Here is a 12,477-nt window from a genome sequence, read left to right as displayed (position 1 = left end):
TTGAAACGGCCAGTAACCAACCGCGGTCAGCTCGGCCCTGACGGGGAAAGGTGCAGCGCTCAGTTGCCGGCGGCGCACGCGTGTGTTGAACATCCGAGAAGCCTTCCCCCAGGTCCGGCTCCAACAGTTTGACAGGCGAATCCTGATTGAAGGCTATGGTGGTTATGGTTACAATCGGATATCCGATATAACTTTGAGGGCCCACTCATGAGTGACGTTGCAGATCATCCTGGTGTGTCGACCCTGGTGGGCACACCGAAAGAGGTTCGCGCCCGGCTCGGCAAATCGCAGGCTGACCGTGTGCTGGTTATGACGTTTGATCACATCAGGCCCGTGGCGTTAGCGGCGCTCGAGGAGAACATGGCCAACGTGGCCTCTTCTATGCTCGAGGTGCTTCTCCAACGTCAGGACCGCGAATCACTCGAGCGCCTGGCCGAAGTGCTGGTGCCGCGTGATCTACCATCACCCCGGTTGCTGAAGGAAGCCGGCATGTTGGTGAAGGCACGCCGGGCAGTGCTGGAAAGCGGTGACTGGCTAACGGCAGCCCAGCTCGCGGAGCTAGCTGGGCTCAGCTCTCGAAACCCCAGTGCCCAACCGAATAAATGGAAAAAGCAGGGGCAGATATTCGCCATCAGCCATAACGGTAGCGATTTTTTCCCGGGCTATGGGCTGGATGCTGATGCAGGCTTCCGTCCGCTGAAGTCACTGGCCAAGGTCATTGAGGCCTTCGGCGACCATAAGGACAGTTGGGGCTTGGCCTACTGGTTCCGATCCGACAATAGCTTTCTTGGCGGAAAGCGGCCGCAAGATCTGCTGGCTTGCTCGCCGGAGCGCGTCATAGCGGCCGCACTGGACGAGATCCAGGAAGTCGCCCATGCCTAAGCGTCCTGCGACGCCTTCGGTCGAAGAGGACGGCGGTTCGCCAACGGCCACGCCCGAGCCGGCGGAGAATCTGCATATAGCTCTTACCGAGCTCGCCCTGGGTACCGTGCTCCACCGAGTGCACCTGAGTGAGTACCAGGCGGATCAGTTCAACCCTGGGGTACGTGGCAATGCCCGTTTCAGTCCAATCCAGGATGAGAAGGGAAAAGCGATACCGACGTTGTACGCAGGCACGACATTACCTTGCGCGCTGATGGAAACCGTTTTTCACGACGTTCCTCATACTGCCGGCTTCAAAAGCTTCGACAAAGCAAAGCTCAACGGACAGGTTCACTCTACTGTTCACTTGGAAGCGGCTCTGCAGGTCGTCGACCTATCCAGCGTACCGCTACGCAAGCTCGGCGTGACGCGAAAGCGGCTGATCGACACGGAAAAGGATCAGTACCCTGCCACGCGTAAATGGGCCATGGCGCTCTACCGCCAATGCCCCCAAGCGCAGGGACTCTTCTGGGTATCGCGCCAGGATGACACCGCACGGGCCGTCGTTCTCTTTGGGGACCGCATTGCCGAGGGCGCCCTGCAACCGGGTACCAGCTCCTATAGTCTGACCGAGGACGCCAGCACATACGACGCTGTGCTGGATCTGGCGGAGCGGATTGGAGTGGCAATCGTTCCAGGGAAGGCCTAGATGTACTTCTTAAGGATCGATGAGAGCAGTTCCCTCCAAACTCACTGACGTCTACCTAATCTAATAAACGCTGGCGTGTGATCTTTTCCCCGACGCCTTCTACCGCAGGAACGAGAAGTGATACTTCCACGGCAAGGCTCGCTGCGAGCTCATTGAGCGGGTCGACCGCGTCGATCACCGCGCGGGCGTTTGGGTCGTTGCACTCGATTTCGCTAAGGCGCTCAGAGTTTTCCCGTAGCTGGCGATGCAGGGTTTAGCAAGGTTTGGCGGACCCCACTTTAGGTGAAACTGGACATAGGAAAAGCTTAGCTGTGGCATCGGAATAACATCATAAACAGTGTGGGTGCGTATCAGTTGTTGCAATAACCACTGCATTGAGGGGCAGCCTCTGGCGACCGGTGGAAACCCCTCAGTGGCGCCGCTCTCGCTGATCCGATAACCATTATTCCTATCCTCCTTCACGCGCTTCTGGCCGACACGAGAAGTGTTCACTTTTAGCCGAACGCCTCCGGACGCTGGTCCAGCACCAGCATGTGTCCAGGGTAGTGGGAGATGCAGTAGGCGCTTCGTAGCTGAGGCAGCACTTGCTGTGGCGTTACCCCGCAGGCCCAGAATACCGGCACGTCGTCTGGGCCCATAGGCGGCACCACGCCAAATTCCGGCGCCTTCAGATCGGTGATGCCGAGCGCCTCAGGATTACCGATGTGCACAGGTGCGCCATGCCCGCTGGGAAAGCGCGCGGTCACCAACACTGCCTGACTGACTAGCGCGCGGTGTACCGGTCGCATGCTCACCACCAGCGTCCCGCCCAGGGCGCCGGCCGGCGTGTTGGGTACCGTGGTGGTGTAGACCGGCGGTGCCGCGCTGCTGACCCCAATACCCGCGCGGCGCAACGGCGCATCGAAGGTGTGGCTGCAGCCCAGCAGGATGAGCACGGAATCCTTTCGCCAATAGGCTTCGATGTCCGTGGGCTCCGCTACCAGGTGGCCATGTTGCCAAACGCGATACCGCGGCAGCATGGTCCGGATGTCGATGGCCGCCCCGGGCAAGGGCACCCAAGGATCCCCGGCATCGCCCACCGCCAGAATCGGACAGGCCTTAGGGTTGCGCAGGCAGAACAGCAGTAGCGCATAGGCCTCGGCCTGCGGCACGATCACCAGGTTGGCCTGCTGGTAGTCATCGAGCACGCCGGCGGTGGGTGTGGTCCATTCGCCCTGGGCAATCTGCGAGCGCAACTCGGCCGGCGTCACTGCAGTGCCTCCTTCGAGGTTTCCCGCACCAGGCGCAGCGTTACCAGAGCGATGACTGCTGCAGTGGCCAGGAGGAAACCCGGCATCAGCAGGTTGCCGCTCTTGGCCATGAGCCAGGTCGAGAGGTAGGGGGTGAGTCCCCCGCCGAGGATGGCGCCCAGATTGATGGCGATGGCCATGCCGGTATAGCGCACCCGGGTGGGAAACTGCTCGGCATAAGTGGGGTAGCCCACCGACTGCACGATCGGCATTGGTAGCGCGGCCACCAGCACCGCCAGCGCCGCGAGCCAGATGTTGCCCTGGGCCATGAGCAGCATCATCGGGATCACCAGCACCACATAGGCGGTGAAGCCCAGGGTGAGCACCCGCCGCCGGCCGAGTCGATCCGACAGTCCGCCCCAGAACGGCATCATCAGTGCCGCGCACAGGCTGACGCCCGCCATGATCCAGTACATCTGTGCCTTGGGGTAGCCAAGGTGCGTAGTCAGGTAGAGGTTCATGAAGATGAGCCCGACCCAGTAGCCAGCGTTCTGCCCCAGCGCGAGCAGCATGACCTTGAGGACCGCCGGGCGGTGGTCGGCGAGTACTTCCCGCACCGGCGCCTTGGGTGGTTGAGACTTGGACAGAAAGCGTTGGAATGCCGGCGTCTCCTCTACGTTGTGCCGTAGCACAGCGGACAATGCCACCAGCGGCAGAGCCAGCAGGAAGGGCACACGCCAGCCCCAGGCCTGCATCGCTTCCGCGCCGGCGAGGGTGGTGGTGACGCCACAGACGATAGCGGCCAGCGAGCCGCCCAAGGCGACCCCTACCGGGGTGAAGGCGCCGAAGAAGCCCCGTCTGCCTTCAGGCGCCGACTCGGCGACGAAGGCAGCCGCGCCGATCACCTCGCCGCCGGCGAAGAATCCCTGCACCAGGCGCAGCGCGACTAGCAGTACTGGCGCCAGCAAGCCAGCCTGGGCGGTGGTGGGCAGCAGACCGATACCGGCGGTGGCCAGCCCCATGCCGATCACGGTAACCAGCAGCACCAGGCGCCGGCCGTGCCGATCGCCTAGACGCCCAAGCAGCACCCCACCCAGGGGACGCACCAGGAAAGCGCTGCCGAAGACCGCCAGGACCGCGAGCAGCGCCGCGGTGGGATCGTCACCAGGAAAGAACAGTGGCCCGAGGAAGGCCGCCATGAAGCCATAGACGCCGAACTCGTAATACTCGATGGCGGTACCGGTGGCAGCGGCAGTGGCCGCGCGGCGCGCCAGGCGTTCGGTATCGGCCCGGGATGCAGCGGCCGTGAGGGGGGTGGAAGAGAGCACGCGAGACATGGACGTATCCTTCTGTAATGGGAACGTTGCTCAGCAGGGTGGGGCAAGGTGAGAACGGTCGGCGTCTGTCGCACCGATCCGGGTGGTGTCAGGCGACGCTGGGGTTACGCTCAAGCGCCGCCAACAGGCGCTCGCGGGCAAGATCCAGGCGCTGCGCTTCAGCGAGGTCGATGAAGGTGAAGGCGAGAACATCGCCAGGCACACACTGCGCCAGGCGTGGAAGGTCGACGTGGGCGACCTGGGCGATGCAGGGATAGCCGCCCGTGGTCTGGCGGTCGGCCATGAGCACGATGGGCTGGCCATCCGGCGGTACCTGCACGGTGCCGAACGCGACCGCCTCGGACAGGGACTCACGGGGCGTAGCGAACTGCAGCGTGGGGCCCTGCAGGCGGTAACCCATGCGGTCGGACTGTGGAGTGACGGTGAAAGGGCTCTCGCGCAGTGCGGCCTGGGCGGCATCGGTAAAAGCGGTCCAGTCGCGACCTGGCAACAGCCGCAGCGGGGCGGTGCCGATCACATGCGCCAGGCTGTCCGGTATCAGCAGGCGCGGGGGATTGGCAAAGCTGCCCATTAGGGGCAGCAGGTCACCCTTCTCGAGCCGGCGGCCATGCCAGCCACCAAAGCCGGAGCGCAGGTTGGTGGTGCTGCTGCCCAGCACCTTTTCCAGGCGGAAGCCGCCGGCCACCGCCAGATAGGCGCGGGCGCCGCTCCGACGGCGACCGAAGCTGACCTGGTCGCCCTCTCGCAAGGTCCGCGTCTGGCCGGGCGGCCAAGGCCGGCTATTCAGTGACGCGCCCAGGTCCGCACCGGTCAGGGCAAGACGGCAGCGACCATGGCAATACAGCGTTGGCCCGAGGAGGGTGATCTCGAGCGCCGGCGCGTCGGGCGCATTGCCCAGCAGGGCGTTGGCCAGGCGATGGGATACCTCATCCATGGGGCCGCCCACCGGCACGCCCCACTGCTGGTGGCCATGGCGTCCAAGGTCCTGGAAGGTGCTGGCCAGGCCCGGGGTCAGGACTTCCAGGGTCATGGCCGCACCTCCTGCTGGGCGGCAAAGGTGGCCGCATCAATCGGCACGCAGCGGATTCGATCGCCGGCGCGTAGCCGGCAGGCTTGTTCTGCCTGTGGATCGAACAGGCGCCAGGGCGTACGTCCGATCAGGGACCAGCCGCCCGGGAGAGTCTGCGGGTAGATGACGCTCTGCCGATTGGCCAGGCCCAGGCTGCCGGCTGGCACTCGGGTACGGGGCACGCGGCGGCGTGGTAGTGCCAGGCGCTCGTCATAGTGGCCAAGGTAGGGATGTCCAGGTGCGAAGCCAAGCATCAGCACCGTGACCTCGGCACCGTGCAACGAGATGAGTTCGGCTTCGGACATCCCACAGTCCGCGGCAGCTGCTGCCAGATCCGGTCCAAATTCGCCGCCGTAGCAGACGGGGATCTCGATCAGCCGCGGCGAGTGGGATCCGACTTGGTCGCTGTCGTCGAGCAAGAGCTGCAGTTGGGCGGCCAGGGCCGCGAACGGCGTCGGATACCTCAGATACTCCGCTACCTGCCAGGGGCGATAGTGCACGCCGATGCTGGCCAGCGCCGGCACGATATCGCTCACCCCGGATAGGGCGCCTTGGGCCTGGCGCTCGTTCAGGTAGGCGGCGAGTGCGCCGAGGCGGCGGCTCAACGTCGCGGACGGTGCTGCGCTGGCCTCGATCACCAACAGGCGCTCGCCGACCGGACGAATCTGCCATTCAAGCCTTGCAGAGGAGAGGGGCGCAATAGTGCTCGCAGTTTCCACAGGAGTTACCGGCAGGCGAAGACATCACGGGAAGCGCGCCGGAATTCTCGAGGCTCCGGTCGCGGCGACATCACGAGCGGCCGGGGCCGCCCGGTGCTACTTGGCGAACAGCTGGCTCATATCCTTGAAGGCCTTGAACTCTAGGGCATTGCCGCAGGGGTCGAAGAGGAACATGGTGGCCTGCTCGCCGACCTGGCCCTGAAAGCGGATGTAGGGCTCGATCACGAACTTGGTTTCGCGCGCTCGCAGGCGATCGGCCAGGGCCTCCCATTCATCCCAGCTCAGGATGATGCCGAAGTGCGGCACCGGCACATCGTGGCCATCGACCGCGTTGGTATGCGCCGCTCCCTGCGAAGTAGTCTTGGGGTGCTCGTGGATCACCAGCTGGTGCCCGTAGAAATCGAAGTCGACCCAGTGCTCGCTGGAACGCCCTTCGGCAAGGCCAAAGACGTCACAGTAGAAGTGGCGCGCGGCTGCCAGGTTGTAGACGGGAATCGCAAGGTGAAAGGGTGACAGCGCCATGGGTGGAATCCTCGTGAGAAGGTGCGCCTCCATCTCATCCCAAGTTTTCTTTCATCAAAAGCGCAATTTGTTGCCCGCGAGCAGCAAAAAATTTGTTGCTCGCGGGACGTCGGAAAATGCTGGGACTCCCATCGGCTTGTCCTGGTCGTGGAAGTTCTTCTCCACGACGCCTGCGGCGTTGGCCCCAGGCACTCGCCAGCTTGCGCGGGTGACAGGCACAAAAAAACCGCCCGAAGGCGGCTTTCCAGAGGAGAATACTTAGGCGGAGTGCCTATGCTCGCTCACTGGCGCCTTTTTCTTTTTCGCGTTCATCGGGCCAGCCAGGACGCCACTGGGTTCCAGTTCAGCACCACGGGCGACGGCAACAGCGAGCATACGACGCTGCGAGGCCGAAAGCTTCGAGCCAAGACGTGAATTGGCCAGCTCCCAAATCGCAGACAAGCGCTCGTCGTGAGCAACCTTGCCGGATTCGACTTTATCGGATTTGGACATTTGCACCTCCACGGGGGCGTTGTCATTCATGCTAAGACGGTTCGACAGCCTTGACAAGTTGATTGTCCGCATCGTAGTCGAAGCCAAGCTCCTTGTAGAGTGGCACGGCACCTGGCAGCGGTTCCGGTATCAGGATCTTCTCCAGACCGATGAGCCTGGCATAGTTTTCGATCGCCACGAGCATCAGGGAAGCCACGAGTCCCTTGAGTGGATGCTGCTCATCAGGATGCCCCTCAAGCAGCATCAGTTTGATTCGGACCTTGCTTTTTTTCGGAGTGGCAAAGCACAGGCCGCATAACGTCTGATCGTGCCAGAGCGATAGGCTGATCGCCTTCGGATGCCCTCTACCCAGCCTTGGCACATCCCGCCACTGCTTGCGAAAGTCACTGCTTGACCACTCTTCCATTTTCTTCAGGGCGTTATGGTCGATGCTGTCATATCTGATTAGGTGGTGGTCGGCGACGGCGCCGATCATCTCGGGCGCCTCTTTGACTTGCTTTTCCGTGTATTGGCGGACTACTTCAGCGATAGCCCTGTACTGCTTGCGCACATTCGGCGGTCGGTCTGTCATTCGAGCAATCTCACCTACATCAACAGGTCATTTTGAGTTAGGTCTGGATCACTTCCAAGAGGCGGATGGCTTACAGCCAACCGAGCATGCGGTCCACATGCATCGAAATCTCCTGTCGCAGATGTGCCCGGGGCCAGGCGAGAGATCTAGCTGTAGCGTACGCGCTGCTGGCGGAATGCAAGGCCCGCCAGCCGGTCCGATAAACATATCACCCCTGCACATGCTCGCTGCCCGACTGGCCCCTGTACCTCCTCTGCCCGGGCTCCACCTACTGACCGCCCGCGCCACGCGCGTGATAGAAGGGAAGAGCAGGAATGGCTGCAAGAACAGCCTTGGGTCGTTGAAAGGGAACATCGCCAAGGCCTTTGCTAGCCTTTTATGAGCGTCTTGTTAGCTCAGCGCAATAAGGTGCAGATACAGTTCATTAGGTAACAATATATGAGAGTTTTGATCCACTACCCCGTCTTGCCACCTACTGACGCCGGGTAGGTAAACGCCGTTATCGGCAAGACGTGTAAGTTGCCGTCCAAGGCGGTAGGGGAAGTCATCGTCCAGCAGGCGTGGGGCGATCGCCACAACCAGCATGCCGGCACTAGGACTAGACGATCCCTGACGGAAATCGCCTGCATCCAGGGACCAGTTCGCGCCGGTGACCCCAGCCGCCAAGACTTCTACCATCAAGGCGATATTGGCGCCACGGGCGCCGCCGAACGCCAGCAGGGTGCCGCGCACAGCGTCTTGGGCATTACAGGTAGACTGGCCGGCTGCATCTAGCGCCCAACCCTCCGGGATTAAAGAGTCCGTCTCGGCCGCATGCAGAAGATTGACGAAAGCGGTGGAGCTGCATGCCTGATCTATTGCCAGTAAACGCCCGTCTGCGGCCTGGGCGGCGAAGGCCAGCGGATTGGTCGAATACAGCGCCCGGCTACTACCTTGGGGCGCCAGCAAAGCCGGTCCGTTAGTGAAAGCGAGTGCCACCAATCCCTCTCGGGCAAGACGGCGTGTGTAATAGCCCAACTCGCCGCAGGTAAAGGCTTCGCGCTGCGCGAACAGACTCAGGCCGAAATTCCTGGCCGTCTTGCAGAGATCCTCGAAAGCACGGTCGAAACCCAGTTGGGCGATGCCACGCTGGGCATCGCTCTGGATCAGCGCGGGAGCGGGGCGCGTGAGCACGGGCTCGGCTATGGGATCTATCCGACCCTGGCGAAAGCCATCCAGGTAATCGAGAAGATGGGCGAGACCAAGCGCAGGCAAGCCGCGGTGTTCGGCAGCCAGGGTCGCCGCGGTCAGGGAGTCGGACACCGCGGGGCTGGCGCCCTGGCGCAGGCAACAGGCCCGCGCCAGGGCTTCGGCTTCGTGGTGCGTCAGCGGGTGACAGGTAGCCTGGCTCAAGACGGGCTGATCCGCAGGCGGGACATGGCATTCAAGGCCTGGAGCAGGAATCCTTGCAACTCCCGATCAGGTACCTGCCAGTAGAACTGTCCGCTCAGGGCGGCAAGTAGCAGGCGCGCCAGGCCGTCGCATGGCATACCCGCGCCCATCGGCAGACATTGAAGAACCTGGACCAACTCTGCCAGGTAGGCTTCGCGCAGGGTCTGGATGCCTGTTCTGGCTTCGGCGGATAGCAGAGGTATCTCCTGGCCCAGGAGGCGTAACTCATCTTCGTGGTCAGTCTTGAAGTCGAAGTAGATCCTCAGGAAGGCCGATAAACGAGCGCTTGGCGGCGTCTGGTCGCGCAGTGCTCGCCGGGTTAGGTGAAGCAGCTCGGTCAAGGTACCTTCCAGCAACTCGACTAGGAGATCCTCCTTGCTCTGCACGTGGTAGTACAGTGAACCCGGCTGTATTCCCACGCAGCGCGCCAAGTCACGCATGCTCACGGCCTGATAGCCCTGGGCGACAAATAACCTAAGGGCCGCCTGGACCAAGCGCTCGCGCAGCGGCAAGCGGATGTCCAGGCCAGTATCAGCCGACGTGCAGTTCTCCGCGACCAGTCGCATCATTCGATCAACCGAGGGGCGCCGACGTCGGTGATCTTCTCTTCGAGGCCGTAGCTGGAGACGATCTTGCGCAGGCTACCGTCCTGATGCATTTGCTGGATGTGCGCCGACAGTGCCTGACCAAGGGCTTCGTTCTGTTTGGCAAAGAGGATGGCAGCCTGGCCGGGCTGCTGTGAAGCCCTGACCCGTGGATCACCTTCGGCGACGTTGATGCTGGCTCCTGAATAGGCACCTTTTTGCTGGGCGGTTTTGGCCACGGCAAAGCTGTCGGTGGCGACGTCCAGGCGACCGGAGGCTAGATCTTGAGCCATGGCCACGGGGTTGGGGTAGAGCACCAGGTTGTCGCCCAGCACCTTCTTTAGGTCTGCTACCCAGAGATAGCCCTGCACGGTGCCCACGCGCTTGCCTTCAAGCTGATCGATGCGGGTCAAGTTGTCCTTGGAGATGATGCCCATAACGTCGAGGAAGGTGGGGGCGGAAAGACCTAGCACCTTGGCTCGCTCGGCAGTGCGATACCAGTCGCCGATACCGAGGTCGGCACGGCGGGTGATCACCGATTGCACTACTGCGGCGGTATCGACCGTGGTGGCGCGTACGGTCAGGCATTCGGCTGCGGCGAAGCTCTTGACGATATCGCCCTCCACGCCGCCTACCTGGGCGTCGGGCCCGGGAATGGCATAGGGCGGGAATACGTAGGTCGCCACCTTGAGTACGCCCTTTTCCAGGGTATCGAAGGTGTGCGCGGGCTTGCAGTCTGCGAGGGCGATGGTGCTGCCGCTCAGCAGTAGGGTGGCGAGGGTGAGGCGCTTGAAAAGGCTAGCTGCATCGGTCATGGCGATAGTCCTTGGAGAGATGATCGGCAGGGCGAAGGTCAGGCCCGTTCCGGGGCCAGGCGGCGTTCCAGGTTTCCCACCAGCAAGGCTGCGGGAATGCACAGGGCCGCGTACATCAAGCCCGCCAGGACCAGCACGGGCATGTATTGGAAGGTACTGGAGCCGATCATCGAGGCGCGGCTCACCAGCTCTGGCAAGGCGATGGTGAAGCACAGCGACGAGGCCTGGAAGATCATGATGGAAAAGCCCAGCAAGGCTGGAATGGCGATGCGCAAGGCCTGGGGAAGGATGACGAAGCGCAGCGAATCGAGCGCGTTCAGGCCGATCACATCCGCGGCTTCGCGCTGGCCCTGGGCGACGGCGTCCAGGCCACCTCTGAGGATCTCGCTGGTATAGGCGCCGGTGCAGTAGGCCAGGGCCAGAGCAGCGGCACTGTAGGCGGTGAGGGTGATGTGGGCAGACGGTAAGCCGAAATAGAAATACTGCAGCAGGATCAACGCCGGTGCACCACGGCCCAGCTCCACCAGCACCACCGTCAGCCAGCGCAGCGGCAGCGCCCGGCTGGAGACACCCAGGGCGAATATCAGACCTAGGGGAATACCCACCAGCAACGCCAGGGCAGTCACCTGGAGCGATAGCAGCAGGCCGTGCCAGAGATCGGGAAACCACTCGAGCCAGTTGGCAAAAAGTTCGGTCATCGCTGGATCCTCCGGCTCAGGTGGTCGCCCAGGCGGCGGGCGAGCAGCGCCACCGGCACGCTCAGGGCGATGTAGAGCAGGGCGGCGAGGCTATATACCGGCAAGCCCTGAAACGTCTGCTGAGTTTGCTGGTAGGCGGCGGCGCTGATGTCGGTGACGCCCAGGGTCGAGGCGATGGCCGAGTCCTTGAGCAGGCCGATGGCATAGGTGGCCGCGGCCGGGATGGCGATGCGCACCAGTTGCGGCAGGATGACGTCGAAAAAGCGCTGTCGGGCGCTGAGGTTGAGCACCAGCGCCGCTTCGTACTGGCCGGCGGGAATTCCGGTGAGGGCGCCACGATAGACCTCGGCCATATGGGCAGCGGTGATCAGCCCAAGGCCTAGGGTGGCGGCGGCGAAGGGCGACAGAGTCAGCCAGCCACCGCCCAGGCCGAAGAATATGAAGAATAGACAGACGATAGGAGGAATGGCGCGCAGCGTGAGGATCACCGCGAAGGCCAGCAGGCGCACCGGCTTGATCCGGCATACGCGCAGGCCGCACAGCGGAAAGCCCAGCACCACGCCAATGGCGAAGGCGGTGGCGGTCACCGCCAGGGTCCAGGGAATGCCCTGGAGCAGGGCGTAAAGAATGGTACCCATCAGCGATTCCTCACCGCGGCCAGGAATTGCTGCACCCGCTCGTGTTGCGGATTACGCATGACCTGGGCGCTCGGCCCCTGTTCGATGATGCGCCCGTCCGCCATGACCACCACGCGGTCAGAGACGGTCTCGGCGAAGTGCATCTCATGGGTAACCATGATCATCGACATGCCTTCCTGGGCCAGTTCCTGCATCACCTTGAGTACCTCCATGCCAAGCTCAGGATCCAGGGCCGAGGTGGGCTCATCGAAGAGCATCAGCTCCGGGTCCAGGGCCAGGGCACGGGCGATGGCCACGCGCTGCTGTTGGCCGCCGGAGCACTGGCTGGGATAGGACTTGGCCTTAGCGGCGAGGCCGACGCGTTCGAGCAGCTGTAGCGAACGCCGATCCGCCTCCTGGCGACTGCGGCCCAGGCTACGCACCTGGGCCAGGCTGACGTTCTGCAGCACGGTCATGTGCGGAAACAGGTTGAAGGACTGGAACACCATGCCGATGCGTCGGCGCAGGGCCACCAGCTGCTGGCGGGGGATCTCGCCGGCCTGCAGGGTGAGGCCTTCCAGCGTGACCGTGCCCCGGGTAGGCGGCTCCAGCTGGTTGATGCAGCGCAGCAGGGTGCTCTTGCCCGACCCGCTGGGGCCGATGATGGCCAGGACTTCGCCCTTGGCCATATCTAAGGATACGTCCTGCAAGACCTCGTAAGGGCCGAAGCTTTTACCGATGCCTTCCAGGCGCAGGAAGGTCGGGCGCTCCCGGGTTTCCGGTTGCGCTGGCGATACGGGGGTTCTGACGATACTCATCTGGC

At 63.0% G+C, this 12,477-nt stretch carries 15 protein-coding genes; 2 read left to right on the top strand and 13 right to left on the bottom strand.

What is annotated here, in order from left to right:
- Positions 1–207: 207 nt before the first annotated feature.
- Together GSQ95_RS15790 and GSQ95_RS15785 are read left to right on the top strand one after the other, a co-directional pair.
- Positions 208–882, top strand: coding sequence for a hypothetical protein (locus GSQ95_RS15790; protein WP_158890889.1), 675 nt, complete (start codon positions 208–210; stop codon positions 880–882).
- The gene (locus tag GSQ95_RS15785) at positions 875–1,570 is read left to right on the top strand and encodes an RES family NAD+ phosphorylase (protein ID WP_158890887.1); all 696 of its coding nucleotides are present in this window, start codon (positions 875–877) and stop codon (positions 1,568–1,570) included. Before GSQ95_RS15790 ends, GSQ95_RS15785 begins: the two co-directional genes overlap by 8 nt.
- A 494-nt stretch (positions 1,571–2,064) precedes the next feature.
- Here GSQ95_RS15785 and GSQ95_RS15780 read toward each other — a convergent pair whose 3' ends face one another.
- The 13 genes from GSQ95_RS15780 to GSQ95_RS15720 all read right to left on the bottom strand — a co-directional run bounded on the left by GSQ95_RS15780 (position 2,065) and on the right by GSQ95_RS15720 (position 12,472).
- The gene (locus GSQ95_RS15780) at positions 2,065–2,820 is read right to left on the bottom strand and encodes a D-glutamate cyclase family protein (RefSeq protein WP_158890885.1); all 756 of its coding nucleotides are present in this window, start codon (positions 2,818–2,820) and stop codon (positions 2,065–2,067) included.
- Positions 2,817–4,136, bottom strand: coding sequence for an MFS transporter (locus GSQ95_RS15775; protein WP_158890883.1), 1,320 nt, complete (start codon positions 4,134–4,136; stop codon positions 2,817–2,819). The genes GSQ95_RS15780 and GSQ95_RS15775 overlap by 4 nt, the downstream gene beginning before the upstream one ends.
- A gap of 88 nt (positions 4,137–4,224) precedes the next feature.
- Positions 4,225–5,166: a biotin-dependent carboxyltransferase family protein gene (locus GSQ95_RS15770; RefSeq protein WP_158890881.1), complete on the bottom strand. Its 942-nt coding sequence runs from the start codon at positions 5,164–5,166 to the stop codon at positions 4,225–4,227.
- Entirely contained in the window at positions 5,163–5,924 is a 762-nt protein-coding gene (gene pxpB / locus GSQ95_RS15765) for a 5-oxoprolinase subunit PxpB (RefSeq protein ID WP_158890879.1), read from the bottom strand. Before pxpB ends, GSQ95_RS15770 begins: the two co-directional genes overlap by 4 nt.
- 96 nt (positions 5,925–6,020) lie before the next feature.
- Positions 6,021–6,446: a VOC family protein gene (locus tag GSQ95_RS15760; RefSeq protein ID WP_158890876.1), complete on the bottom strand. Its 426-nt coding sequence runs from the start codon at positions 6,444–6,446 to the stop codon at positions 6,021–6,023.
- 258 nt (positions 6,447–6,704) lie between these two features.
- The gene (locus GSQ95_RS15755) at positions 6,705–6,938 is read right to left on the bottom strand and encodes a hypothetical protein (RefSeq protein ID WP_158890874.1); all 234 of its coding nucleotides are present in this window, start codon (positions 6,936–6,938) and stop codon (positions 6,705–6,707) included.
- A gap of 31 nt (positions 6,939–6,969) precedes the next feature.
- Entirely contained in the window at positions 6,970–7,413 is a 444-nt protein-coding gene (locus GSQ95_RS15750; RefSeq protein ID WP_158890872.1) for a GNAT family N-acetyltransferase, read from the bottom strand.
- Positions 7,414–7,899: 486 nt separating this feature from the next.
- Complete coding sequence (locus GSQ95_RS15745; RefSeq protein WP_158890870.1) at positions 7,900–8,901, bottom strand: Ldh family oxidoreductase; 1,002 nt, start codon at positions 8,899–8,901, stop codon at positions 7,900–7,902.
- Positions 8,898–9,509, bottom strand: a complete 612-nt coding sequence (locus tag GSQ95_RS15740) for a TetR/AcrR family transcriptional regulator (RefSeq protein WP_158890868.1) — start codon at positions 9,507–9,509, stop codon at positions 8,898–8,900. The genes GSQ95_RS15745 and GSQ95_RS15740 overlap by 4 nt, the downstream gene beginning before the upstream one ends.
- A complete protein-coding gene (locus tag GSQ95_RS15735) occupies positions 9,506–10,339 on the bottom strand; it encodes an ABC transporter substrate-binding protein (protein WP_158890866.1) in 834 nt (277 codons plus the stop codon). The genes GSQ95_RS15740 and GSQ95_RS15735 overlap by 4 nt, the downstream gene beginning before the upstream one ends.
- 38 nt (positions 10,340–10,377) lie before the next feature.
- Complete coding sequence (locus GSQ95_RS15730; RefSeq protein WP_158890864.1) at positions 10,378–11,037, bottom strand: amino acid ABC transporter permease; 660 nt, start codon at positions 11,035–11,037, stop codon at positions 10,378–10,380.
- Positions 11,034–11,675, bottom strand: coding sequence for an amino acid ABC transporter permease (locus tag GSQ95_RS15725; RefSeq protein ID WP_158890862.1), 642 nt, complete (start codon positions 11,673–11,675; stop codon positions 11,034–11,036). The genes GSQ95_RS15730 and GSQ95_RS15725 overlap by 4 nt, the downstream gene beginning before the upstream one ends.
- The gene (locus tag GSQ95_RS15720; protein WP_372240044.1) at positions 11,675–12,472 is read right to left on the bottom strand and encodes an amino acid ABC transporter ATP-binding protein; all 798 of its coding nucleotides are present in this window, start codon (positions 12,470–12,472) and stop codon (positions 11,675–11,677) included. The genes GSQ95_RS15725 and GSQ95_RS15720 overlap by 1 nt, the downstream gene beginning before the upstream one ends.
- Positions 12,473–12,477: the final 5 nt, after the last annotated feature.

Source organism: Pseudomonas sp. BAV 4579 (assembly GCF_009765395.1).
Classification (GTDB): domain Bacteria; phylum Pseudomonadota; class Gammaproteobacteria; order Pseudomonadales; family Pseudomonadaceae; genus Chryseomonas; species Chryseomonas aestiva.
This window is presented reverse-complemented; position numbering and strand designations above follow the sequence as displayed.

Bases quoted from the DNA above. Each gene is read 5' to 3' on its own strand.
- GSQ95_RS15720 (WP_372240044.1), bottom strand. From the start codon at position 12,472: ATGAGTATCGTCAGAACCCCCGTATCGCCAGCGCAACCGGAAACCCGG.
- GSQ95_RS15750 (WP_158890872.1), bottom strand. From the start codon at position 7,413: ATGATCGGCGCCGTCGCCGACCACCACCTAATCAGATATGACAGCATC.
- GSQ95_RS15740 (WP_158890868.1), bottom strand. From the start codon at position 9,509: ATGATGCGACTGGTCGCGGAGAACTGCACGTCGGCTGATACTGGCCTG.
- GSQ95_RS15760 (WP_158890876.1), bottom strand. From the start codon at position 6,446: ATGGCGCTGTCACCCTTTCACCTTGCGATTCCCGTCTACAACCTGGCA.
- GSQ95_RS15725 (WP_158890862.1), bottom strand. From the start codon at position 11,675: ATGGGTACCATTCTTTACGCCCTGCTCCAGGGCATTCCCTGGACCCTG.
- GSQ95_RS15730 (WP_158890864.1), bottom strand. From the start codon at position 11,037: ATGACCGAACTTTTTGCCAACTGGCTCGAGTGGTTTCCCGATCTCTGG.
- GSQ95_RS15735 (WP_158890866.1), bottom strand. From the start codon at position 10,339: ATGACCGATGCAGCTAGCCTTTTCAAGCGCCTCACCCTCGCCACCCTA.
- GSQ95_RS15790 (WP_158890889.1), top strand. From the start codon at position 208: ATGAGTGACGTTGCAGATCATCCTGGTGTGTCGACCCTGGTGGGCACA.
- GSQ95_RS15785 (WP_158890887.1), top strand. From the start codon at position 875: ATGCCTAAGCGTCCTGCGACGCCTTCGGTCGAAGAGGACGGCGGTTCG.
- GSQ95_RS15770 (WP_158890881.1), bottom strand. From the start codon at position 5,166: ATGACCCTGGAAGTCCTGACCCCGGGCCTGGCCAGCACCTTCCAGGAC.
- GSQ95_RS15755 (WP_158890874.1), bottom strand. From the start codon at position 6,938: ATGTCCAAATCCGATAAAGTCGAATCCGGCAAGGTTGCTCACGACGAG.
- GSQ95_RS15775 (WP_158890883.1), bottom strand. From the start codon at position 4,136: ATGTCTCGCGTGCTCTCTTCCACCCCCCTCACGGCCGCTGCATCCCGG.